This is a genomic window from Hydrogenophaga aquatica (assembly GCF_054780915.1).
On sequence record NZ_BAAGVK010000024.1, the window covers coordinates 46,069 to 68,981 of the forward strand.

The window sequence follows — 22,913 nt, forward strand, 5'->3', positions numbered from 1 at the left end:
GCTGCTGCCTGGGCCCTAGGGTAATCCCCGCTTTACAGACCTGCCGGGCTCGAATGATACTTTTAAGACGGTTTTGTTTTGAATTGTGTATCGCATTTGAGTCCCTTCATGTCCCATCCCCTGTTTGAAAAGCACCGCAGCATCCTGGACGGCGCCTTGCACGCCATTGCCACGCGGGGCTACTGGTCCCCCTACAGCGAAATGCCCAGCCCCAAGGTGTACGGCGAAACCGCCGCCGCCGATGGCAAGGCCGCTTTCGAAGCCCACCTGGGGGGCGCTTTTGAACTGGGGCAGCCTGGCCAGACCGGCTGGGGCGGCCGCGAGACTTCGCCCTATGGTGTGGCGCTGGACGTGCGCTACCCCGTGTGCGACCACGAAGCGCTGGTGGCCGCAGGCCAGGCCGCGATGAAGGGCTGGCAGGCCGTGGGCGCGGCGGGCCGCACCGGCGTGTGCCTGGAAATGCTGGACCGCCTGCACCGCCAGAGCTTCGAGATGGGCCACGCCGTGATGATGACCACGGGGCAGGGCTGGATGATGGCCTTCCAGGCCGGAGCCGCCCACGCGCTCGACCGGGGCCTGGAGGCGGTGGCTTACGCCTGGCGCGAACAGAGCTTCGTGCCCGCCGAAACCGTGTGGGAGAAGCCGCAAGGCAAGAACCCGCCACTGGTGATGAAAAAACACTACGAGCTGGTGGGCCGGGGCGTGGCGCTGGTCATCGGCTGCGGCACCTTTCCCACCTGGAATACCTACCCCGGCCTGTTTGCCGCGCTGGCCACGGGCAACGCCGTCATCGTCAAGCCGCACGGCAACGCCATCCTGCCGGCGGCCATCACGGTGCGCACGCTGCGCGCGGTGCTGGCAGACAACGGCCTCGACCCCAACCTCGTCACGCTCTGCGTTGCGGAACAGCGCAGCGTGACCCAGGCGCTGGCCACCCACCCTGGGGTGAAGTCGGTCGATTTCACGGGCAGCAACGTGTTCGGCCAGTGGCTGATCGAACATTGCCGCCAGGCCCAGGTGTACGCCGAGCTGGCGGGGGTCAACAACATCGTCATCGAATCCACCGGCGCCTACCGTGCCATGCTGGGCAACCTGGCGTTCACGCTGTCGCTGTACTCCGGGCAGATGTGCACGACCTCGCAGGTGCTCATCGTGCCGGCGCAGGGCATTGCCACCGATGAAGGCCACAAGAGCTACGACGACGTTTGCGCCGACCTGGCCGCCGCCGTGCAGAAGTTCCTGGCCAAGCCGGAAGTTGCCTGTGCGGTGCTGGGCGCCATACAGTCCGAGGCGACGCTGGCGCGGGTTGAAGAAGCCAACGGCGGTGCGCTGGGGCGGGTGGTGCTGGCGTCGCAGAAGCTGGACAACGCCGAGTACCCGCAGGCCCAGGTGCGCACGCCCGTGCTGTTGGCTTGCGATGCCGCCGACGAATCCGCCTACATGGAAGAGCGCTTCGGCCCCATCAGCTTCGTCGTGAAGGCGGCGGACACCGCTGCGGCAATCGCCCTGTCGGAGCGCATCGTCACCACGCACGGCGCCCTCACGGTGGGGCTGTATTCCACGCGGGACGACGTCATCGACGCCATGACCGAAGCCACCTGGCGCGGCAAGGTGGCCCTGTCCATCAACCTGACGGGCGGCGTGTTCGTGAACCAGTCGGCCGCGTACTCTGACTTTCATGGCACCGGCGGCAACCCGGCGGCCAATGCCTCGTACTGCGACTCGGCTTTCGTGGCCAACCGCTTCCGCGTGGTGCAACGCCGCGCCCACGCCTGATTGATACGCCCAGCGAAACCATGAGCAACCCTTCCGACACCCCGAACGATCCGCAGGCCCTGGCCGAAGCCGTGGCGCAGGCCATGTGGTCGCGAGACAACGCCACCAACGCACTGGGCATGCGCATCGAGGCCATCGGCCCCGGCACCGCCACACTGACGATGACCGTGCGCCCCGACATGGTCAACGGGCACCACATTTGCCACGGCGGGTTGATATTCACTCTGGCCGACAGCGCGTTCGCCTACGCCTGCAACAGCCACAACCACAACACGGTGGCATCTGCCTGCCACATCGACTTCCTGGCCCCCGCGCGTGAAGGCGACGTGCTGGAGGCCGAGGCGGTGGAGCGTTCGGCTGCCGGGCGCACGGGGGTGTACGACATCACGGTGCGGGTGCGCGGCGGGCGGACGGTGGCGCTCTTTCGCGGCAAGAGTTACCGTATCAGCGGCGAAGTGATCGCCGGCCTGGCACAGACCCGTTGAACGGGCGCGCCGCACCCCACAGGAGACAACGAATGACCGTGAAGCAGCCCCGGCCTGGCGAGCTCGACCCGATCGAGACCGCCAGCCGCGACGAAATCGCCGCCCTGCAGCTGCAGCGCCTGAAATGGACGCTGCAACATGCCTACGACAACGTGCCGCACTACCGCCGCAAGTTCGACGAGAAGGGTGTGCACCCCGACGACCTGAAAACGCTGGCCGACCTGGCGAAGTTTCCCTTCACCACCAAGGCCGACCTGCGCGACAACTACCCTTTCAACATGTTCGCCGTGCCGCGCGAGCAGGTGGTGCGCGTGCACGCCTCGTCCGGCACCACGGGCAAGCCCACGGTGGTGGGTTACACCCGCAACGATATCGACACCTGGGCCAACCTGGGGGCGCGTTCCATCCGCGCAGCGGGTGGGCGCGCTGGCGACATCTGCCACGTGGCCTACGGCTACGGCCTGTTCACCGGGGGGCTGGGCGCGCACTACGGCGCCGAGCGCCTGGGCTGCACGGTGGTGCCCATGTCGGGCGGGCAGACGGAAAAGCAGGTCCAGCTCATCAGGGACTTCAAGCCCGACATCATCATGGTCACGCCCTCGTACTCGCTGGTGATCGCCGAGGAGTTCGAGCGGCTGGGCGTTGCGCCGCAGGACATCTCGCTCAAGGTGGGCATCTTCGGTGCCGAGCCGTGGGGCGAGGGCATGCGCGCCGAGATCGAGCGCAAGCTGGGCCTGGACGCCGTGGATATCTATGGCCTGTCCGAGGTGATGGGCCCTGGCGTGGCCAGCGAGTGCATCGAAACCAAGGACGGCCCGGTCATCTGGGAAGACCATTTCTACCCCGAGATCATCAACCCCGAAACCGGCGAGCCCGTGGCCGATGGCGAGGAGGGCGAGCTGGTGTTCACCTCGCTGTCCAAGGAAGCCATGCCGGTGATCCGTTACCGCACCCGCGACCTGACGCGCCTGCTGCCGCCCACGGCGCGCAGCTTCCGGCGCATGGGGCGCATCACCGGGCGCACCGACGACATGCTCATCATCCGCGGCGTGAACGTCTTTCCCACGCAGATCGAGGAACAGATCCTGCGCGAGAAGCGCCTGTCGGGCAACTACCTGATCGTCGTCACGCGTGACGGGCACCTGGACAACGTCGAGATCCGCTGCGAGCTGCAGCGCGAATGCACGGGCCGTCTGGCGCCTGCCGAAGTGCAGGCGATGGCTGGCGAGCTTCAGCACCACATCAAGACGTTGATCGGCATCTCCACCAAGGTGAGCATCCTGGACTGCGATACTCTGCCGCGCACGCAGACGGGCAAGGCCCGCCGCGTGCAGGATGACCGCCCCCGACAACGCTGAGGAAACACTTACATGACCCAAGCATTCATCTGCGACGCCGTTCGCACCCCCATTGGCCGCTATGGCGGCAGCCTTTCCGGCGTGCGCGCCGACGACCTGGGCGCGCTGCCGCTCAAGGCGCTCATGGAGCGCAACACCGCCGTGGACTGGGAGGCGGTGGACGACGTCGTCTTCGGCTGTGCCAACCAGGCCGGCGAGGACAACCGCAACGTGGCGCGCATGAGCAGCCTGCTGGCGGGCCTGCCCGTGGGCGTGCCCGGCTCCACCATCAACCGCCTGTGCGGCTCCGGCATGGACGCCGTGGGCACCGCCGCGCGCAGCATCAAGGCGGGCGAGACGCAGCTCATGATCGCCGGTGGCGTTGAAAGCATGAGCCGCGCCCCCTTCGTCATGCCCAAGGCCGACACCGCCTTCAGCCGCAGCAACGCGGTGTACGACACCACCATCGGCTGGCGCTTCGTCAACCCGGTGATGCACAAGCTCTTCGGCACCGATTCCATGCCCCAGACCGCCGACAACGTGGCGGCGGACTTTGGCATTGCCCGCGCCGACCAGGACGCCTTTGCCCTGCGCTCGCAACAGCGCTGGGCTGCCGCGCACGCCGCAGGCCGCTTTGCCGACGAACTGGTGGCCGTGACGCTGCCGTGCAAGAAGGGTGACCCCGTGGTGTTCAGCGCCGACGAGCACCCGCGCCCCGAGACCACGCTGGAGCAGCTGGCCAAGCTCAAGGGCGTCAACGGCCCGGACCTGACCGTGACCGCGGGCAACGCCTCCGGCGTGAACGACGGCGCCTGCGCGCTGCTGCTGGCGTCCGAAGGCGCTGCCCGCCAGTACGGCCTGACGCCGCGCGCCCGCATCGTGGGCATGGCCACGGCTGGCGTGCCGCCGCGCATCATGGGCATGGGCCCGGCCCCCGCCGTGCGCAAGGTGCTGGCCCAGACCGGCCTGACGCTGGCGCAGATGGACGTGATAGAACTCAACGAGGCCTTCGCGGCGCAAGGCCTGGCCGTGCTGCGCGACCTGGGCCTGCCCGACGACGGCGAGCACATCAACCCCAACGGCGGCGCCATTGCCATGGGCCACCCGCTGGGCATGAGCGGTGCGCGCCTGGTGACCACCGCCACCTACGAACTCGCCCGCCGTGGCGGCCGCTACGCGCTGTGCACCATGTGCATTGGCGTGGGGCAGGGCATTGCCATGGTCATAGAGCGGGTCTGACTTCCGACCTTTCCTTCCACAGGAGTGACGCCATGTACACCCAATCCTTCAGCGTTCCAGACGCCGACGGCCAGACCCCCCTCAAGGCCGTTGCGCGGGCCGAGCCCGAAGAGCTGATGGCGCGTTTCGACGCGCGCATCGACGCCGACGGCCGCATCGAGCCGCAGGACTGGATGCCCGACGCCTACCGCAAGACGCTGGTGCGCCAGATCAGCCAGCATGCGCACAGCGAGATCGTCGGCATGCTGCCCGAAGGCAACTGGATCAGCCGCGCGCCCAGCCTCAAGCGCAAGGCCATCCTCATTGCCAAGGTGCAGGACGAGGGTGGACATGGCCTCTATCTCTACAGCGCCGCCGAGACCCTGGGCACCAGCCGTGACCAGATGCTCGACGCCCTGCACAGCGGCCGCGCCAAGTACAGCTCCATCTTCAACTACCCCACGCTCAACTGGGCCGACGTGGGTGTGATCGGCTGGCTGGTGGACGGCGCGGCCATCATGAACCAGATACCGCTGTGCCGCTGCAGCTACGGCCCGTACGCCCGCGCCATGGTGCGCATCTGCAAGGAAGAAAGCTTCCACCAGCGCCAGGGTTACGAGGCGCTGCTGGTGATGATGAAAGGCAGCCAGGCCCAGCGCGACATGGTGCAGGACGCCGTGAACCGCTGGTGGTGGAAGTGCCTGGCCATGTTCGGCCCGCCCGACGCCGACAGCCCCAACAGCGCGCAGGGCATGCGCTGGGGCATCAAGCGCATCAGCAACGACGACCTGCGCCAGAAGTTCATTGACGCCACCGTGCCCCAGGCGCAGGTGCTGGGCGTGACCCTGCCCGACCCCGACCTGAAGTGGAACGAGGCGCGCGGCCACTACGACCACGGACAGATCGACTGGGACGAGTTCTGGAGCACCGTCAACGGCAACGGACCGTGCAACAAGGAACGCCTGGCCACACGCGTCAAGGCACACAACGACGGCCAGTGGGTGCGTGACGCAGCCCTGGCCCATGCCCGCAAACAGCAGCAACGCACCATGAAGGAGGCCGCATGAACACACCCGCACTGAAAGACTGGCCGTTGTGGGAAGTCTTTGTCCGCAGCAAGCAGGGCCTGGAGCACAAGCACTGCGGCAGCCTGCACGCCAGCGACGCGCAGCACGCCCTGCAGATGGCACGCGACGTCTACACCCGGCGCCAGGAAGGCGTGAGCATCTGGGTGGTGCCGAGCAAGGCCATTACCGCCAGCGCCCCCGACGAGAAAGGGGAGTTCTTCGAGCCGGCGGCCGACAAGATCTACCGCCACCCGACCTTCTACGACATTCCCGAAGAAGTGGGGCACATGTGATGAGCACCGTTGCGCAGGACATCGTCGCTGACTATCTGCTGCACCTGGCCGACAACGCCGTGGTGCTGGGGCAGCGCAACGCCGAATGGTGCGGCCACGGCCCCATCATCGAGGAAGACATCGCCATGGCCAACATCAGCCTGGACCTGATCGGCCAGGCGCGCCTGCTGTACCAGGTGGTGGCCGAGCGTCAAGGCGGCGGCGCCACCGAGGACTCGCTGGCTTACTTCCGCGACGCCACGGAGTTCCGCAATTACACGCTGCTGGAACTGCCGCACCACGGCGCGCTGGTGGGCTACGCCAAGGCCGACATGGACTACGCCACCACCATCGTGCGCAACTTCCTGTACAGCGCACTGATGGTGCTGCTGTGGGACAGGCTGCAGTCCTCCAGCCACGAACAGCTGGCCGCCATTGCCGCCAAGTCCCTCAAGGAAACCCGTTACCACCTCCGGCATTCGCACGACTGGCTGGTGCGCATGGGCGATGGCACCGACGAGTCGCACGCCCGCGTGCAGGCCGCGCTGGACCACCTGATGCCCTACACCCAGGAATTCTGGGCGGGCAACGAGCTGGAAGCCGAAGCTGCCAGCAGTGGCCTGGGCGTGGACGTGGCGGCGCTGCGTCCGCAGTGGGAAGCCATCGTGGACGAATCGCTGGCCGAAGCCACGTTGCGCCGTTCGCCAGCCACAGGGTACGTCACGCAGGGCAAGAACGGGTTGCATTCCGAGCACCTGGGCTACCTGCTGGCCGAGATGCAGAGCCTGGCGCGCGCACACCCCGGCGCGCAGTGGTGAGACTGGACATGGCAAGCCCGGACACCGCCGCTGGCATGAACCCGGTTGACCTGGTCTGGGCGGCGCTCGACAGCCTGTCCGATCCCGAGATCCCGGTCGTCACGCTGCGCGAGATGGGCATCCTGCGCGATGTCCGTCCTGCGGACCAGCCCGGGGCCGTGGAGGTCGTCATCACGCCGACCTACAGCGGCTGCCCCGCGATGGGCCAGATCGAGGACGACGTGCGCGAAGTCCTGCGCCGGGTGAAAGTGCCGGGCCGGGTGGTGACGCAGCTGGCCCCGGCGTGGACCACCGACTGGATGAGCGAGGCCGCGCGTGAGAAGCTGCGCGCCTACGGCATCGCGCCGCCGCAGGGCATGTGTGCGAGTGCCAGCGCCGCGCAGCCCCTGCGGTTCGTGGCCGGGGCCGCCGCCCGGTCGCCTGCGGTGCCGTGCCCGCGCTGCGGTTCCGCCAACACCGTGGAAAAGTCCCACTTCGGGTCCACGGCATGCAAGGCGCTCTACCAGTGCCTCGACTGCCGCGAACCCTTCGACCATTTCAAGCCGTATTGAAGCCCTCAAGCTGTTGCGAAAGAGATCCGTCCATGTCTGCTCCCCGTTTTCATGAACTGCGTGTCAAGCGAGTCACCCCCGAGGCGGCCGGCTCCGTGGCCATCACTTTCGATGTCCCGCGCGATGCGCGCGAGGCTTTCGATTTCCAGCCAGGCCAGTTCCTGACCCTTCGTGCCCAGCTCGAGGGGCAGGACCTCCGGCGCAACTATTCCATCAGCAGCCCCCGCAGCCGCTTCCTGCGCGACGGTGAACTGGAGATCGGCATCCGCCCGGTCGAGGGCGGCTTGTTCTCCAACTGGGCGGCCCAGGGCATCCACGTGGGAGACAGGCTCAGCGTCATGCCGCCGGACGGCCGCTTCACGATCAAGAAGCAGCGCGCCATCCACCGGGTGGGCTTCGCGGCGGGCTCCGGCATCACGCCCATCCTTTCCATTGCCGCCACCACGCTGGAAGAGCAGCCGGGGGCCAAGTTCACCCTGGTCTATGGCAACCGGCGCATGTCCAGCGTGATGTTCAACGAAGCGCTGCAGGATTTGAAGGACCGCTACCCCGACCGCTTCACCATGATCCACGTGCTGTCGCGCCAGGCGCAGGAAGTGGATCTGCTGCAGGGCCGCATCGATCGCGAGAAGGTACTCGCCATCATGGACGCGCTCCTGCCCGCCAAGAGCATGGACGAGGTGTTCATCTGTGGCCCCGAGGCCATGATCGAAGCCACCCGGCAGGCCCTGCTGGAAGCCGGGGTGCCGGAAAGCCGCGTCTACACCGAGCGTTTCACCACCGGCGCAGCCATGGCGGCCAAGGTGCAGTCCGACACCGACGCCGCTGCCCGGCGCGCACCGGCAGGCAAGTCGGTCCAGCTCACGGTGTTGCTGGACGGCAAGCAGCATGAAGTGGCGCTGGCATCCGGCGAGCACGTGCTGGACGCCGCCCTGAATGCCGGCCTGGACCTGCCCTATTCCTGCAAGTCGGGTGTGTGCTGCACCTGCCGTGCCAAGGTGATGGAAGGCAGCGTGACCATGGACAAGAACTTCACCCTGGACGACGCCGAAGTGCAGCAGGGCTTCGTGCTGACTTGCCAGGCCAAGGCCGCCACCGAACGGCTGGTGGTCAGCTTCGACGAACGCTGATCAGCCCGCAGGCAGGGCGAGCACGGCACGCAGGCCCCCCAGGGGCGACGTGCCCAGTGTGAGCTCACCCTGGTAGAGCCGGGCGACCTCGCGAGCAATGTCCAGCCCCAGGCCCGAACCGGGCACGCGTTCGTCCGCGCGGAAGCCGCGCTGGAACACCGCATCGCGCTGCGCCTGGTCCAGGCCGGGGCCATCGTCGTCGATGGTGATGGCGAGCCTGCCTTCGGCCAGAACGGCCTCCACGCGCACCTGCGAACGCGCCCATTTGCAGGCGTTGTCCAGCAGGTTGCCGGTCATTTCCTGCAGGTCCTGGGCCTCCCCGGCAAAGGCCAGTGCCGCGTCTGCGCAGACCAGCTGAATGGCTGGCGCACGCCGGTCTTCACGCAGGGCATGTACCTTGCTCATGACGCGTGCCAAACCTTCCAGCACCGGCAGCACGGGGGTGCGCAGGCCGGGCACCCCGGCGCTGGCCGCGCGCGCGCGGCCCAGGTGCCAGTCCACCTGCTGGCGGATGGTGTCCACCTGCTCCTGCAGCTTGCGCGCCTGCACGGCGGGTTCGGCGCTTTTGCACTCCTGGGCCAGGCTCGACAGCACGGCCAGCGGCGTCTTGATGGCGTGGGCCAGGTTGCCCGCCATCTGCCGGGCGCGTTGCACCACTTGCTGGTTCTGTTCCAGCACGCGGTTGAAGTCCTGCACCAGTGGGTCCACCTCGGCAGGAAAGTTGCCTTGCAGGCGCTGGGCGTCGCCCCGGCGCACGGCCTGCGCCGAAGCCTGCAGCTGGCGCAGCGGCATCAGTCCCAGGCTCACCTGCGCCCAGGCGGCGGCCAGCAGCGCGGCGCCCAGAACCGCCAGGTACAGGGCCAGCTGCCCGGTGAAGCTGTCCACCGCTGCCTCCAGTTCGCCGGTGTGGGCGGCCACCAGCATGCGCCATGCGGGCACTTGGCCGCCTGCGGGCAGGGCGGGGTTCTGGAAATGCACGGTGCGCTCCAGCACACGCACTGGCTGGCCCCCGGGGCCGCTGGACAGATGGCGGTGCACCTCGCCATGGCCCGGCTGGTCTGGCGGCACCTGCAGTGCCGCGTCCCACAGCGAACGCGAGCGCAGCAGCGCCGCTGCCGGGTTGTTCACGGGTTCGATCTGCCAGTACAGGCCCGAATAGGGCGCTTGCCAGCGCGGGTCGCTCAGCGGTGTCTTGAGCGTGGGCTGGCCTTGCGCGTCCTGCTCGAAGGCGGCGGTCAGCTGGTCGAGCTGGTGCAGCAGTTGTGCGTCGAACTGGCGCGTGACGTGCTGGCGGAACAGCCCCGCCAGAAAGAAACCCGTCACCAGCAGTGCCAGGGTGATGGCCACGCAGGTGGCCGCCAGCAGCCGCCAGCGCAGGTGCCGAAGCCAGCCCATCATGTTCAGGCCCCTGCAGCTCGTGCGCTGAGCCGGTAGCCCAGGCCACGCACGGTTTCGATCATGCCGGGGGGCAGCTTCTTGCGCAGCCGCGCCACAAAGACCTCAATGGTGTTGGAGTCGCGGTCCAGGTCTTGTGCGTACAGGTGCTCGTTGAGTTCTCCGCGCGAAACCAGCTCGTCCGGGTGGTGCATCAGGTAGGCCAGCAGCCGGAACTCGTGAGAGGTGAGGTGCACGGGCTGGCCATCCAGCAGCACGCGGGCGCTGCGCGTGTCCAGCGTCAACGGGCCGCACTGCAGCAGGGGCGAAGCCAGCCCCTGTGCGCGGCGGATGAGCGCACGCACGCGGGCCAGCAGCTCTTCGGTGTGGAAGGGTTTGGTGAGGTAGTCGTCGGCCCCGGCGTCGATGCCTGCGACCTTCTCGTGCCACTGGTCGCGCGCGGTGAGCACCAGCACGGGTGACGCCACGCCTTCGCTGCGCCAGCGCTTGAGCACGCTCAGGCCGTCCAGCACGGGCAGGCCCAGGTCCAGCACGATGGCGTCGTAGTTCTGCACCCCGCCCATGAACCAGGCTTCGCGGCCATCAGCGGCGTGGTCCACGGCGTAGCCTGCATCGCACAGCACCTGGCGCAGTTGGGCCGCCAGCGTGGGCTCGTCTTCCACCAGCAGCAAGCGCATCAGCGTTTCTCCTCGCGTTGGCGCAGCACCGTGCCGTCGCGGGCGTTCACTTCCAGCTTGAGCAGCCCGCCATTGGGTTGCAGCAGCTTGAGTTCGTAGACCCAGCGGCCTTGCTCGCGTTCCAGCTCCACTTCCAGCACGTTGCCTGGGTATTGGCGGCCCACCTTTTCCAGTATGGCCGACAGAGGCAGCACCTCGCCAGCTGCCAGCGCAGCACGCGCGCGGTCGTGGTCACCGCTGGCCTGGGCTGGCGCGCACACCAGCCCCGTGGCGGCAAGCAGCGTGGCCAGAGCAAGCGTTGGGCGCATGGAAGGCTCCTGTGGGGGGTATGCGTGGATTGTGTGCCCGGCTAGCTGAACGGCGGATGAATGCTTTCTTCAGTCTGTGTACAGGCGGTGCGGCGCACGATCAGTGTGTCTATTTTCACAGGAGCGATGATGTTTCCTCTTTCACGCACGTTCGCGACCCGGGCGGCAGCCGTGGGGTTGCTGGCCTGTTTGCAAGTGCAGGCCGCCGATACCAGCGCGGCCGATCAGCTCGCGCGCTGGTCGACCCAGGCAGCCACCCCCGCGAGCGCCGAGCGTGGCCGAGCGTTCTTCACGGCGCGCCATGGCGCGGAGTGGTCGTGTGCCTCCTGCCACGGCAACCCGCCCACCACCCAGGGCAAGCACGCCAGCACGGGCAAAACCATTGCGCCGCTGGCACCCGCCTTCAACCCCAAGGCTTTCACCGACACGGCGCGCGTGGACAAGTGGTTCCGCCGCAACTGCAACGATGTGCTGGCCCGCGAATGCAGCGCACAGGAAAAGGCCGACGTGCTGGCCTACCTCACCAGCCTGCGCCCGTGACGCGCCCGCCCAAAGGAGCATTGACCATGTTGACTCACCTTCTTCGCCCGGCAGGCCCGCTGGCCTTGGCTTTGGGCCTGTGCCTGGCGGCAACCGCACAGGCAGACGGCGGCCCCATGCTGCCGCGCGACATGCCCGCCGCCTATACACAGGAATGCGCCAGCTGCCACGTGGCCTACCCGCCCGGCATGCTGCCCGCCCGTTCCTGGCAGCGCGTGATGAGCGGCCTGGATCGCCACTACGGCACCGACGCCTCGCTGGACGAGGCCACCGTGCGCCAGCTCGCGGGCTGGCTGCAGCAGCACGCGGGCACCTACAAGCGCGTGGCCGAGGCGCCGCCGCAAGACCGCATCACCCGCTCGGCCTGGTTCGAGCGCAAGCACCGCGCGCTGGACGACGCGGTGTGGAAGCACGCCAGCGTCAAGAGCGCGGCCAACTGCGCCGCCTGCCATGGCGGCGTCGAGCAAGGTCGTTTTGACGACGACAACCTGCGCTTCCCGAAGGGCCTGGACGCGCGCTACCGCCGTGCCTTCCAAGGCGACTGACCCACCTACCAAGGAATGACCATGACCACCAGTGCCCCCGTCAGCAGCGCCGCCACGGCGCGGCCACAACCCACGCGGCGCGTGACCGACGCGCCCACCCGCATGTTCCACTGGCTGTTTGCCCTGTGCTTCGCCGGTGCCTACCTCACTGCGGACGGCGAGCGCCTGCGCCTGGTGCACGTGGTGCTGGGGTACAGCATGGCCGGGCTGCTGGGCTTTCGTGTGCTGTACGGCCTGTTCGGCCCGCGCCAGGCCAGTCTCAAGGCCCTGTGGGCCAAGGCCTCCAACGCCCCGCTGTGGCTGCGTTCCGTGCGCGCGGGCCTGACGGGCGGCGGCACCATCAACTGGCGCCAGGGCCAGAACATCGCCATGGGCGCGGCCATCGTTGCCCTGTTGTTGGCGGTGCTCCCCCTCACGCTGTCGGGTTACGCCACCTACAACGAATGGGGTGGCGAGTGGCTGGAAGACCTGCACGAAGTCGTGGGCGAATCCGTGCTCTGGCTGGTGCTGGCGCACCTGGGGCTGTTGCTGCTGATCAGCGTTCTGCGCCGCAAGAACCAGGCGCTGCCCATGTTGACCGGCCGCGTGGACGGCGCTGGCCCCGACCTGGTGAAGCACAACCGCCGCTGGCTGGCCGCGCTGCTGCTGGTGACGGTGCTGGGTTACTGGGCCTGGGAATGGCAGCAGGCGCCGCAGGCCACGGCAGGTGCGGTTACCGCGCCCTGGGCCGGTCACCATGACGACGATGACTGATGGTGGCGGTGGGGTATCCTGAGTGTTCAGGATACCCCCATGCCACAAGACCAAGGTGATTCCTCGGGGCTCACCGCAGGCGAGGCCACGCGCCGCCTGCTGGACCAGGGCCCCAACGAGCTCGGCTTGAGCCAGCGCCGCACGCTGCGCGACATCGCGTGGGAGGTGCTGCGCGAACCCATGTTCCTGCTGCTGCTGGGCGCAGGTGCCATCTACCTGGTGATGGGCGACGCGCACGAGGCACTGGTGCTGCTGGGTTTTGTGGTGCTCATCATGGGGGTGACGGTGCTGCAGGAGCGTCGCACCGACCGTGCGCTGGACGCCCTGCGCGACCTGTCCAGCCCGCGAGCGCTGGTGCTGCGCGACGGCGTGCCCACCCGCGTGGCAGGGCGCGAAGTGGTGGCGGGCGACGTGCTGCTGTTGGCCGAGGGTGACCGCGTGCCCGCCGACGGCGTGCTGTTGCAGGTGCACGAACTGGCGACCGACGAATCCCTGCTCACCGGCGAGTCGCTCCCGGTACCCAAGCGCCCGGAAGTGCCGGTGTTCGCGGGTACCTTGGTGGTGAGTGGCCAAGGCGTGGCGCGGGTCACGGCCACGGGCGGGCGCACCGAGCTGGGCCGCATCGGGCGTTCGCTGGACACGGTGGCGCTGGAACCCTCGCCCTTGCGCGACGAGGTGGCGCGCCTCACGCGCCGGCTGGTCGTGTTCGGCCTGATCGTCTGCGCGGTGCTGGTGGCGGTGTTCTGGCTGCTGCGCGGCACGCCGCTGCAGGCGCTGCTGGCGGGCATCACGCTGGCCATGAGCGTGCTGCCGCAGGAGTTCCCGGTCATCATGATCGTGTTCTTTGCGCTGGGTGCGCGCCGCATGGCCGCACGGCAGGTGCTCACACGGCGGCTCAACGCCATCGAGACGCTGGGGCAGACCACGGTGCTGTGCGTGGACAAAACCGGCACCCTGACGCAGAACCGCATGGCCGTGGCCGCGCTGTGCGCCAACGGCCATGCGCTGGACGTGCGCCAGCTGCCCCCGGGTGGCCTGCCCGAGCACTACCACGAGCTGCTGGAATACGCCGTGCTGGCCAGCGAGGTGGACCCCCACGACCCGATGGAGCAGGCCTTCCACCGCTTCGCGGGCACACACCTGGCGGATACGGAGCATCTGCACCCCGAATGGTCACTGGTGCGGGAGTACGAGTTGTCGCCTGTGCTGCTGGCCATGTCGCACCTGTGGCACGACGGCAGCGCCCCGCACCATGTGGTGGCCGCCAAAGGGGCGCCAGAAGCCATGGCCGACCTGTGCCACCTCGACCCCGAACGCCGCCAGGCCGTGGCCGATGAAGCCGCGCGCCTGGCCGAGCAGGGTTTGCGCGTGCTGGGCGTGGCCAAGGCGCGCCATCTGGCAGAACAGGCCTGGCCCGGCATCCAGCACGACTTCGACTTTGAGTGGCTGGGCCTGGTGGGCCTGGCCGATCCGCTGCGCCCCCAGGTGCCCGAGTCGGTACGGCAGTGCCAACGCGCGGGCATCCGCGTGGTGATGATGACCGGTGACCACCCGCAGACCGCCCGGCGCATTGCCGAGCAGGCGGGCATTGACGCCCGCGACGTGCTGACAGGTGACGACCTGGAGCGACTGGTGCCTGAAGAGCTGTCACACCGGCTGGGTACGGTGAGTGTGTTTGCCCGCGTGGCGCCTGCCCAGAAGTTGCTCCTCGTGCAGGCGCTCAAAGCCCGGGGCGAGGTGGTGGCCATGACGGGCGACGGCGTCAACGACGCGCCAGCGCTCAAGGCGGCGCACATCGGCGTGGCCATGGGGCAGCGCGGCACCGACGTGGCGCGTGAAGCCGCCGCGCTGGTGCTGCTCGATGACGACTTCGCCTCCATCGTGGACGCCATCCGCCTGGGGCGGCGAATCTACGCCAATTTGCGGCAGGCCATGCGCTACACGCTGGCCGTGCACGTGCCCATCATCCTGCTGTCCCTGCTGCCGCTGTTGCTGGGGCTGCCCCTGTTGCTGCTGCCGGTGCACATCGCGTTCCTGGAATTGGTGATCGACCCCTCCTGCTCGGTGGTGTTCGAGGCCCAGGAAGGCGCCCCCGGCCTGATGGAACAACCGCCCCGGCGCGCCAGCCAGCCGCTGCTGGTGGTGCCAGACATGGGGGCCGCGCTGTGGCAAGGCGCAGTCATCGCCCTGGGCGTAATGGCGGTGTACCTGCTGGCGCTGCACCTTGGCACCCCAGGCGGGCAGGCGCGCGCACAGGCCTTCGTGGCTCTGGTGGCGGCCAATGCCGCGCTGATCGCGCTGACGCGGGCCATGGCGCAAGGTTGGCGGCAGGGCTGGTTGCACTGGCCACCAGTCCAGCGCTGGGTGCTGGGCGTCACCTTCCTCGCACTGGCGGGTGTGGGCCTGTGGACGCCCGTGGCAGGTCTGTTCGGCTTTGCAGCCCTGGGCTTGGCGCAGTGGGCAGCGGCGCTGGCGGCGGGCGTGCTGTCGGTGGCTTTGCTGCAGGGGTTGTCGGCGTTCAGCCGAACCTGAGGAAGAGCTTGCTGTAGGGCGTTTTGAGCTTGCCCAAAGCGGCACGGGCAGCGCTGGCGTCCTGGCGCAGCAGGGCGTCCTTCAGTTGGGCCACGGATTGCTGCACGCCGCCCAGCAGTTCCTTGAACTCGGCTTGGTCGCGCAGCTGTGCCGGGGCTTTTGTCTGCAATTGGCTGGCCAAGTGTTCCAGCGCTCCGGTCTGTGCCATGACTGCCATGCGGCCCTCGGGCCGCTCCAGCGCGGCCGGGTCCTGGCCCAGCACATGTTCCATTACCTCGTGGTAGGCGTTCATGTGGTCGCTGTACACCACCACCTGATTGCGTTCGCGCAGCTGTGCCAGGATGTCGCGCACCTCTTCCAGTGAGTCGTGTGCGGCTGCCAGCTGCCCGGCCTGCACCTCGGCGGAGGCCTTGTCGTACACGGCAGCCACGTCTGCCAAAGAGCGGGCAAAGGCGGCGTCGCGGTCGTAAGGGGCGGGTGCCACCGTGAACTGGCGTGCCATCTGTGCCCAGGCCTGGCTGGCCTGTTCCACGGCCTGCCGCGATGCTTGTGCATCGCCCGTATTGGTACGGAACAGTGCTGCGCGGTAAGGCGCGTAAGCCGCCTGCATGGCATCGGTGAACGGGTCGGCGGCCCAGGCTGGGGCGGCCAGCGCCACGCAGGCCGATGCCATGCCAAGACCTTGCAGGAAGCGGTTTGCGCGGTTTTTCATGTTTTGCCTTTGACGAAGGTGAACAGCCCGTGGTTGACCAGGGCCACGCCCCAGCAGATCAGCGCCGTCCACCAGGTGTGACTGGGGTAGTGCGCGCCGCGCAGGGTCTGCGTCAGGCCCAGCAGCAAGCCCACGGAAAATACCCCTGCCAGCATACGCAATCCTCTTTGCCGTTGCAAGGCATCCTGGCTGGCCAGCCAGGGCAGTGCCAGCGCCAGAAAGGCCATCGCCGCTGACGCATGCCCCCCGGGAAAGCAGTTGCCGCCGCCGCCGTCGGCCAAGCCCCAGGACCAGTGCGACACATAGCTGGCCGGGCCGCCAAAGTCCTGCAGGTCCCAGGGGCAACTCGTCAGGCTGTGGCGTTTGATGGCGTTCACCGCCGCCAGCGCCAGCCCGGTGCCGGTGGCGATCTCGGCCCGCTGCCAGCGGCTCAGCTGGCGCAGCGGCCCCAGGGGCAGCCACACCATGGCTACCAGTAACAAAAAGGCCAGCGTGGCCAGCTGCCGCGCCACATCGTGCAGCACACGCTCCAGCAGCCACTGGTGGCGCAGGGCAAAACCGCTGCTGTCGGCCAGCCAGTGCATCACGGCGCGGTCCAGGCCGCTGGCGTCCCAGGCCAGGGTGGCGCCCAGCAGGGCAAACGATGCCAGCCACAGTTGGCGTGACAAGGGTTGGGGGCGGGGCAGGGCCAGGGTAGACATGCCCGCGATTGAAAGCGTACCGGGTTAAGCCAGCCTTAAAAATCCGCAGACAGGGTCACGGGCCTGGGTGAACTGAGACAATTCCCGCTGGAATACGCAGACCAAGGCGCCCGCGCGAGTCGGGCCAGGAGGAAACCCAGACCATGCGGGTGCTGATCGTGGAAGACGACGCGGGCATCGCCAGCGGCCTGGCGGCAACGCTCAAGGCCGCCGGCTACGCCGTGGACGTTTGCGGCACGCTGGGCCAGGCCAGCGCCGCCCTGGAAGTCGAGACCTTTGACCTGGTGCTGCTGGACCTCAACCTGCCCGACGGTGACGGCATCGACTGGCTGCGCCGTTTGCGCGCCAATGGCCAGTCCATGCCCGTGCTCATCATGACCGCCCGCGACGCGCTGCCGGACCGGGTGGCAGGGCTGGACCAGGGGGCTGACGACTACATCGTCAAACCCTTCGAACCCGAAGAGCTGCTGGCCCGCATGCGGGTGGCCTTGCGCCGCAGCGAGGGGCGGGCGTCTCCCTTGCTGCACCACGGCGACCTGGAGGTGGACCCGGCTGGCCGCACCGTGCGCCGCGCGGGCCAGCCCGTGACGCTGCGCGCCAAGGAGTTTGCGCTGCTGATGGTCTTGCTGCGCGCCAGCGGCCAGGTGGTGACGCGCCAGCGCCTGGAAGAGGCGCTTTACGGCTTTGACGAAGCACTGGAAAGCAACGCCCTGGAGGTGCACATGCACCACCTGCGGCGCAAGCTGGGTGACGGTCTGGTCAAGACCGTGCGTGGCGTGGGTTACTACGTGCCCCGGCCCGGGGCGGGGGGCGCCTGATGCAGGCCCTGCGCCCCGCCAGTGCACCGCGCCGTCTCTGGCGTTACCTGTGGGGCTGGACGCTGCTGACGCTGCTGACCATCTGGCTCACCTTGGCAGGGGTGTCGTACTACACCGGCGTGCACGAAGCCGAGGAAATCACTGACGGGCAGCTCGTCTCGGCCGCCGAACTCCTGTTGCGCCAGGCCGGGCTGGGAGAGTTGAACCCCTTTGACCTGACGCCGCAGCACATTGCCCGAAGCCCCTTTGTGAGCGGTTACACGCCGGAGTTGCGCGTCGTGGCCTGGGAGGGAGCTTCCCTGGCATGGGACACCCATGGCATGGCGCCCAGTCTGCCGCCGACGCTGGTGGCCGGACACCACACCCTGGTGTTGACCATCAAGGGCGATGTGCGCACCTGGCGTGTGTTCGTGGCCGACGCCGAAGGACCCGGCGCCGCACCGCGCAGGGTGGCTGTGATGATCGATACCCACCGCCACCGGGCCTTGGGGCGCGACATTGCCGAGCACATCGTGCGCCCCGCGCTGGTGCTGCTGCCTCTGGTGGCGCTGCTGCTGGCCTGGGCCATCCGGCGGGGGCTGCGTCCGCTCAACGAGTTGTCCAGCGCCATTGACACCCTGGACATGGATTCCGGGCAGACCCTGCCCGCGAGCCAGCCGTTCCGCGAGCTGACCAGCACGGTCCACGCCATCAATGCCCTGGTGGAGCGCTTGCAGGCGCAATGGCTGCGCGAGCGGCGCTTCACCTCCGACGTGGCACACGAACTGCGCACGCCCCTGGCGGCCATGGTCTTGCAGGCCCACCTGGCCCGTGAGGGCGACTCCGAGGATGTGCGCGCCACCGCCTTGCGCCAGATAGAGCATGACGCCCTGCGCGCTGGCCGCATCCTGTCGCAGCTGCTGGATCTTGCCAGGGTGCAGGGGCTCGAAGTTGGGGCCGAGCAGCCAGTGGACCTGTGCGCGCTGGCGCGCCAGGTGATCAGCGAGTACGTGCCCCAAGCGCACGAACTGGGGCAGGAACTGTGGCTGGAGGCTCCCGAGCCTGCCGTGAAGGTGCCTGGTCGGGCCGCCATGCTGGAGCTGGCACTGCGCAACCTGGTGGACAACGCCTTGCGCCACACCCCGGCGGGCACGCAGGTGGAAGTGCGGCTGGCGCCGGGTGAGGGTGGGGCGGTGGAGCTGTCCGTCAGTGACGACGGGGCCCGCCAAGGCCCGCAGAGCAGTGCCCGCCCGGGCATGGGTGTGGGCTTGACGCTGGTGCAGCGCATCGTCGACGCGCACGGCATCCAGCTGCGTCAGGACCAGGGCATTCCACCCTTCACCACACGCTATGCACTGGTCTGGCCAGCCAGCGCAGAGCAGCGTTAATCCTGCGATAAGGCTGGCCCAGAAGAATCGCGGCAGTTCTCTGCCCGTCCTTCACACATGCCCCCTGTTTCCCTCGCGCAGGCCTCCGCGCGCAACCCTTGGCACCCTACCGCCTTGCTGACCGTGCTCGCCCTTTGGCTGGCCACCCTGGGTAACCTGCCGCTGTGGCTCGCCCTTTGGGCACAGCCCGAAAGCCATGGCTGGCGTGCCATGTTCACGCTCTCTGCCTGGGCGCTCGTGCTGCTGGCTATCACGCTCACGTTCCTGTCTCTGTGGGTCTGGCCGCGCTGGCTCAAGCCCGCAGGGCTGGTGTTGCTCCTTACCGCGGCTGTGGCCAGTTACTTCATGCAGACTTATGGCGTGGTGATCGATTCCACCATGTTGGCCAACGCGCTCAACACCGATGCTGCCGAGGTGCGCGACCTGCTCTGCGGCACCATGGCGGTGGCTGTGCTGGCGGGTGTGGTTTTGCCTGGCTGGTGGTGGTGGCGCCAGCCGGTCCGGTCCGTGCCGCTGCGCCGCCTGCTGCCGCGCCAGCTGGGTGTGGGCCTGCTGGCGCTGCTGGCCGCCATCGTGCTGTTGTGGCTGTCCTTTCAGGACCTGGCGTCCCTCATGCGCAACCACAAGCCCTTGCGCTACATGATCAACCCGTTCAACACCGTCTACGCTGTCACGCGGCATGCCGTGGGCCGCGCGGCGCATGCCCAGCAGCCCCTGCTTCCTCTGGGGCAGGACGCCACGCTCGGCGCGGCGGCGGATGGTGGCGACAACGCCCCTCTCATCGTGCTGGTGGTGGGGGAGACCGCCCGCGCCGCCAACTTCGGCCTGGGGGGCTATGCGCGCGACACCACCCCACGTCTGGCGGGGCTGCGCGACGGAGGACAGCTGGTTTACTTCCCCAACGTCAGCTCCTGCGGCACCAACACCCAGACGTCGGTGCCCTGCATGTTCTCGGGCCAGGGCCGTGCCCGGTACGACGCCGACATGCGCCAAGAAAACCTGCTGGACGTGCTGCAGCGAGCAGGGCTGGCCGTGCTGTGGCTCGACAACCAGTCTGGCTGCAAAGGCGTTTGTGATCGCGTCCCACACGCCGATACCCGCACGCTCAACGTTCCGGGCCTGTGCGAGGGTGGCGAGTGTTTCGACGAAGTGATGCTGCGCGAACTGCCCGGTCAGCTGGAGAAACTGGAGCCGGAACGGCGTGCCCGAGGCACCGTCGTCGTGCTGCACCAGATGGGCAGCCACGGCCCCGCGTATTACAAGCGCACCCCAGCCAACTTCAAGCCCTTCGGCCCCGAATGCACCAGCGCCACCCTGCAACAGTGCCCGCCGCAGCAGCTCGTAGACGCCTACGACAACACCATCCGCTACACCGACCACTTCCTGGCCGAAACCATCGCCTGGCTGCGCGAACAAAAGCGCCCTGCCGTGCTGTATTACGTGTCGGACCATGGCGAGTCCCTGGGCGAAAAAGGCCTGTACCTGCATGGCATGCCCTACAGCATGGCCCCCCGGGAGCAGACCCATGTGCCCATGGTGATGTGGTTCTCGCCCGCCTGGGAGGCGCGCCGTGCCGATGCCGCCAGGTGCGCCGCCAAGGTCTCGGACCGGACGTGGTCGCACGACAACCTGTTCCACACCCTGCTGGGCCTGGCTGGGGTGCAGACCAGCGTTCACGACGCAGCGCAGGACATTCTCGCGGGCTGCCGATAGACCAACGATGGCGGGTTGGGGCGGATGCCCGGCGCCGCCGGAGTCGCCTGCGCGACGGTCACATGCAGGAAAACCCTGTTGCCGGGCGGGCTTGCCGGGCCTAAGGTAGATTGATATTTGTCAATCGCCTTTGCGCAGCAACACCATGCCCATCGAACTGTATCTGGTCGGGTTCGCCGGCCTGGCCCTTTTTGGCCTGTTCCTTTACCGTTGTGTCGGTCTTGGCGGCCCGCTGCCCCACACAGAGGCCACGCACAACGACGCTCCCGCGTCCGGCGCGCAACAGTCCTGACCGGCGGACGCGCACGCGTCCCCCTGATTGGACGGTGCCGGGCCGCCTGAGGGCCCGGCAGATCTGTCTTACTTCATGTAACTCGGCAGCCACAGGGAAATCGCCGGTACGGCGATCAGCACGCCCAGCCGCACGATGTCCGCCACCACGAAGGGCCACACGCCGCGGTATATCGCCGTCAGCTTCACGTCCTTGAGCAGGGCGTTGATGACGAACAGGTTCAGTCCCACCGGGGGCGAGATCAGCCCGATCTCCACGATCGTCACGATCAGGATGCCGAACCACACCGGATCGAACCCCAGCCCGACGATGATGGGGAAGAACACGGGGATTGTCAGCAGCACGATCGCCAGCTCCTCCATCACCATGCCCAGCAGCAGGTAGATGGCCATCATCACCACCACCACCATGATCGGGTGAGGGCTGAACTGCAGGACAAAGTCCTTCAGGTCCGCCGGCATGGTGGTGAAGTTGATGAAGTTGGTGAAGATCATCGCGGCGATCAGGATGGTGAACAGCATCGCCGTCGTGCGGGCGCTTTCCACCAGGATCTCCAGCAGCAGCCGCGGTGTGAGTGTGCGGCGCAGCAGCGCGAAGAAGAACGCGCCTGCCGCACCCACGCCAGCCCCCTCGGTGGCGGTGAACACGCCGCCATAAATGCCCCCGATGACCAGCAGGAACAGCAGTGCCACGCCCCAGATGTTGCGCACCGCGGCCAGCCGTTCGGCCCAGGTGTGACGCTCGGCGGGCGGGCCGGCACTCGGGTCGCGCCACGTCACTACCACCACCGCCAGGCACAGCAGTGCCACGGCCACGATGCCCGGGAGAATGCCTGCGATGAAGAGCTTGCCAATGTTGGTTTCGGTGATGATGCCGTAGATCACCAGGATGGTGGACGGCGGGATCAGGATGCCCAGGGTGCCGCCCGAGGCGATGGCGCCGGTGGCCAGCGTGTCGCTGTAGCCATGCTTGCGCATTTCCGGGTAGGCCACGCGTGCCATGGTGGCTGCCGTGGCGATGGACGAGCCGCAGATGGAGCCAAACCCTCCGGAGGCGATGATGCTGGCCATGGCCAGCCCCCCAGGCCGGTGACCGACGAAGGCATTGGCGGCCACGAACAGTTCGCGTGCCATGCCCGCGCGCGCCACGAAGTTGCCCATCAGCACGAACAGGGGCACCACGGACAGCACATAGGCAAAGCCCGTTTCGAAGACCACCTGGCTGACACCTGCAAAAGCGGGTGCCCACCCGCGCATCAGCCCCAGGCCCGCGACGCCAGCGATCGTCATGGCCACGGCCAGCGGAATCCGCAGAAAGGCCATCACGAAGACGGCCACGAAACCCAGCAACGCCTCTGTCATGATGACTCCCCCCCCGCGTGTGCGTGGTGTGCCTGCACCGAGGGCGGGAGCACGAACACGAAGAAAAGGTGGACCAGGGCCGTTACCAGCAGCATGGCCGCCATCAGGTAGGCCACCGGGGCCATGGGCAACTGCAGATGCGACGTCACGTCACCGTAGTCCGCGAAGCGGTCGCCGCGCTTGACCAGCAGATGCGCCAGAAAGGCGAACACCACACTCGAAACCAGATGCACCAGCCGGTGCTGGATGCCCTTGAAAGCCCGGGGAATCAGGGCGTCCAGCGAGTCGAAGACCACGTGTTCATTGCGCCACGACACCAGAGGCAGGGCACCGAAAATCACCATCACCATGAGGATTTCGGTGATCTCCAGCCCGCCGGGCACGGAGTTGTTGAAGAACTTGCGGCCGCTCACATCGACCAGTGTGAGCCACATGATGGCGAACAGTGCACCGGCGGACAGCAGTCCGCACGACCAGTGCAGCAGGCGTTCCAGAGACTTGACCATGGGTTTGCGCAGAGCAGGAACAGAAAAAAGCCAGCGGGG

General features: G+C 67.9%; 24 protein-coding genes. 17 read left to right on the plus strand and 7 right to left on the minus strand.

Going from position 1 to position 22,913, the window contains the following annotated elements:
• The first annotated feature begins 108 nt into the window (after nucleotides 1-108).
• Genes paaN through paaE form a run of 9 tightly spaced genes read left to right on the plus strand, consistent with a single transcriptional unit; the run spans nucleotide 109 to nucleotide 8,654 of the window.
• Complete coding sequence (paaN, locus tag ACYVHH_RS16435) at nucleotides 109-1,776, plus strand: phenylacetic acid degradation protein PaaN (RefSeq protein ID WP_460566254.1); 1,668 nt, start codon at nucleotides 109-111, stop codon at nucleotides 1,774-1,776.
• Between the two features lie 20 nt (nucleotides 1,777-1,796).
• Nucleotides 1,797-2,261: a hydroxyphenylacetyl-CoA thioesterase PaaI gene (paaI, locus tag ACYVHH_RS16440; RefSeq protein WP_460566255.1), complete on the plus strand. Its 465-nt coding sequence runs from the start codon at nucleotides 1,797-1,799 to the stop codon at nucleotides 2,259-2,261.
• A 32-nt stretch (nucleotides 2,262-2,293) separates the two neighbouring features.
• Complete coding sequence (gene paaK, locus ACYVHH_RS16445) at nucleotides 2,294-3,619, plus strand: phenylacetate--CoA ligase PaaK (RefSeq protein WP_460566256.1); 1,326 nt, start codon at nucleotides 2,294-2,296, stop codon at nucleotides 3,617-3,619.
• A 12-nt stretch (nucleotides 3,620-3,631) separates the two neighbouring features.
• Nucleotides 3,632-4,837, plus strand: coding sequence for a 3-oxoadipyl-CoA thiolase (gene pcaF, locus ACYVHH_RS16450; RefSeq protein WP_460566257.1), 1,206 nt, complete (start codon nucleotides 3,632-3,634; stop codon nucleotides 4,835-4,837).
• 32 nt (nucleotides 4,838-4,869) lie between these two features.
• Complete coding sequence (paaA, locus tag ACYVHH_RS16455) at nucleotides 4,870-5,883, plus strand: 1,2-phenylacetyl-CoA epoxidase subunit PaaA (RefSeq protein ID WP_460566258.1); 1,014 nt, start codon at nucleotides 4,870-4,872, stop codon at nucleotides 5,881-5,883.
• A complete protein-coding gene (paaB, locus tag ACYVHH_RS16460) occupies nucleotides 5,880-6,176 on the plus strand; it encodes a 1,2-phenylacetyl-CoA epoxidase subunit PaaB (protein WP_460566259.1) in 297 nt (98 codons plus the stop codon). Before paaA ends, paaB begins: the two co-directional genes overlap by 4 nt.
• Nucleotides 6,176-6,973: a 1,2-phenylacetyl-CoA epoxidase subunit PaaC gene (gene paaC, locus ACYVHH_RS16465; RefSeq protein ID WP_460566260.1), complete on the plus strand. Its 798-nt coding sequence runs from the start codon at nucleotides 6,176-6,178 to the stop codon at nucleotides 6,971-6,973. The genes paaB and paaC overlap by 1 nt, the downstream gene beginning before the upstream one ends.
• A gap of 8 nt (nucleotides 6,974-6,981) precedes the next feature.
• The gene (paaD, locus tag ACYVHH_RS16470) at nucleotides 6,982-7,524 is read left to right on the plus strand and encodes a 1,2-phenylacetyl-CoA epoxidase subunit PaaD (protein ID WP_460566261.1); all 543 of its coding nucleotides are present in this window, start codon (nucleotides 6,982-6,984) and stop codon (nucleotides 7,522-7,524) included.
• A gap of 32 nt (nucleotides 7,525-7,556) precedes the next feature.
• On the plus strand, nucleotides 7,557-8,654 hold the full coding sequence (gene paaE, locus ACYVHH_RS16475; protein WP_460566262.1) for a 1,2-phenylacetyl-CoA epoxidase subunit PaaE: 1,098 nt from the start codon (nucleotides 7,557-7,559) through the stop codon (nucleotides 8,652-8,654).
• Here paaE and ACYVHH_RS16480 read toward each other — a convergent pair whose 3' ends face one another.
• The 3 genes from ACYVHH_RS16480 to ACYVHH_RS16490 are packed head-to-tail and all read right to left on the minus strand — an operon-like array spanning nucleotide 8,655 to nucleotide 11,034.
• Entirely contained in the window at nucleotides 8,655-10,052 is a 1,398-nt protein-coding gene (locus ACYVHH_RS16480; protein WP_460566263.1) for an ATP-binding protein, read from the minus strand.
• 2 nt (nucleotides 10,053-10,054) lie between these two features.
• Nucleotides 10,055-10,726, minus strand: a complete 672-nt coding sequence (locus ACYVHH_RS16485; protein WP_460566264.1) for a response regulator transcription factor — start codon at nucleotides 10,724-10,726, stop codon at nucleotides 10,055-10,057.
• Nucleotides 10,726-11,034: a PepSY domain-containing protein gene (locus ACYVHH_RS16490; RefSeq protein WP_460566265.1), complete on the minus strand. Its 309-nt coding sequence runs from the start codon at nucleotides 11,032-11,034 to the stop codon at nucleotides 10,726-10,728. Before ACYVHH_RS16490 ends, ACYVHH_RS16485 begins: the two co-directional genes overlap by 1 nt.
• A 126-nt stretch (nucleotides 11,035-11,160) precedes the next feature.
• On the opposite strand from ACYVHH_RS16490, the gene ACYVHH_RS16495 reads away from it, so the two are divergent.
• The 4 genes from ACYVHH_RS16495 to ACYVHH_RS16510 are packed head-to-tail and all read left to right on the plus strand — an operon-like array spanning nucleotide 11,161 to nucleotide 15,404.
• Nucleotides 11,161-11,574, plus strand: coding sequence for a DUF1924 domain-containing protein (locus ACYVHH_RS16495; RefSeq protein ID WP_460566266.1), 414 nt, complete (start codon nucleotides 11,161-11,163; stop codon nucleotides 11,572-11,574).
• A gap of 26 nt (nucleotides 11,575-11,600) precedes the next feature.
• Nucleotides 11,601-12,119: a diheme cytochrome c gene (locus tag ACYVHH_RS16500; protein WP_460566267.1), complete on the plus strand. Its 519-nt coding sequence runs from the start codon at nucleotides 11,601-11,603 to the stop codon at nucleotides 12,117-12,119.
• Nucleotides 12,120-12,140: 21 nt separating this feature from the next.
• The gene (locus tag ACYVHH_RS16505) at nucleotides 12,141-12,872 is read left to right on the plus strand and encodes a cytochrome b/b6 domain-containing protein (RefSeq protein WP_460566268.1); all 732 of its coding nucleotides are present in this window, start codon (nucleotides 12,141-12,143) and stop codon (nucleotides 12,870-12,872) included.
• A gap of 39 nt (nucleotides 12,873-12,911) precedes the next feature.
• Nucleotides 12,912-15,404 (plus strand): cation-translocating P-type ATPase, encoded by a 2,493-nt coding sequence (locus tag ACYVHH_RS16510; RefSeq protein ID WP_460566269.1) that lies wholly within the window; start codon nucleotides 12,912-12,914, stop codon nucleotides 15,402-15,404.
• On the opposite strand, the gene ACYVHH_RS16515 is transcribed toward ACYVHH_RS16510, so the two are convergent.
• Together ACYVHH_RS16515 and ACYVHH_RS16520 are read right to left on the minus strand one after the other, a co-directional pair.
• The gene (locus tag ACYVHH_RS16515) at nucleotides 15,391-16,116 is read right to left on the minus strand and encodes a hypothetical protein (protein WP_460566270.1); all 726 of its coding nucleotides are present in this window, start codon (nucleotides 16,114-16,116) and stop codon (nucleotides 15,391-15,393) included. The genes ACYVHH_RS16510 and ACYVHH_RS16515 overlap by 14 nt on opposite strands.
• The gene (locus tag ACYVHH_RS16520; protein ID WP_460566271.1) at nucleotides 16,113-16,817 is read right to left on the minus strand and encodes a phosphatase PAP2 family protein; all 705 of its coding nucleotides are present in this window, start codon (nucleotides 16,815-16,817) and stop codon (nucleotides 16,113-16,115) included. Before ACYVHH_RS16520 ends, ACYVHH_RS16515 begins: the two co-directional genes overlap by 4 nt.
• A gap of 143 nt (nucleotides 16,818-16,960) precedes the next feature.
• Between ACYVHH_RS16520 and ACYVHH_RS16525 the strand changes: the two genes are divergently transcribed.
• From ACYVHH_RS16525 to ACYVHH_RS16540, 4 genes are all read left to right on the plus strand, one after another.
• Complete coding sequence (locus ACYVHH_RS16525; RefSeq protein ID WP_460566272.1) at nucleotides 16,961-17,635, plus strand: response regulator; 675 nt, start codon at nucleotides 16,961-16,963, stop codon at nucleotides 17,633-17,635.
• The gene (locus ACYVHH_RS16530) at nucleotides 17,635-19,002 is read left to right on the plus strand and encodes a sensor histidine kinase (protein WP_460566273.1); all 1,368 of its coding nucleotides are present in this window, start codon (nucleotides 17,635-17,637) and stop codon (nucleotides 19,000-19,002) included. Before ACYVHH_RS16525 ends, ACYVHH_RS16530 begins: the two co-directional genes overlap by 1 nt.
• Before the next feature lie 57 nt (nucleotides 19,003-19,059).
• Nucleotides 19,060-20,715 (plus strand): phosphoethanolamine transferase, encoded by a 1,656-nt coding sequence (locus tag ACYVHH_RS16535; protein ID WP_460566274.1) that lies wholly within the window; start codon nucleotides 19,060-19,062, stop codon nucleotides 20,713-20,715.
• 145 nt (nucleotides 20,716-20,860) lie between these two features.
• The gene (locus ACYVHH_RS16540) at nucleotides 20,861-21,007 is read left to right on the plus strand and encodes a hypothetical protein (RefSeq protein ID WP_460566275.1); all 147 of its coding nucleotides are present in this window, start codon (nucleotides 20,861-20,863) and stop codon (nucleotides 21,005-21,007) included.
• Between the two features lie 68 nt (nucleotides 21,008-21,075).
• Here the strand turns inward: ACYVHH_RS16540 and ACYVHH_RS16545 are convergent, their stop codons facing one another.
• Both ACYVHH_RS16545 and ACYVHH_RS16550 read right to left on the minus strand, forming a co-directional pair.
• A complete protein-coding gene (locus ACYVHH_RS16545; RefSeq protein WP_460566276.1) occupies nucleotides 21,076-22,368 on the minus strand; it encodes a TRAP transporter large permease in 1,293 nt (430 codons plus the stop codon).
• Nucleotides 22,365-22,874 (minus strand): TRAP transporter small permease, encoded by a 510-nt coding sequence (locus tag ACYVHH_RS16550; RefSeq protein ID WP_460566277.1) that lies wholly within the window; start codon nucleotides 22,872-22,874, stop codon nucleotides 22,365-22,367. The genes ACYVHH_RS16545 and ACYVHH_RS16550 overlap by 4 nt, the downstream gene beginning before the upstream one ends.
• Nucleotides 22,875-22,913 lie beyond the last annotated feature (39 nt).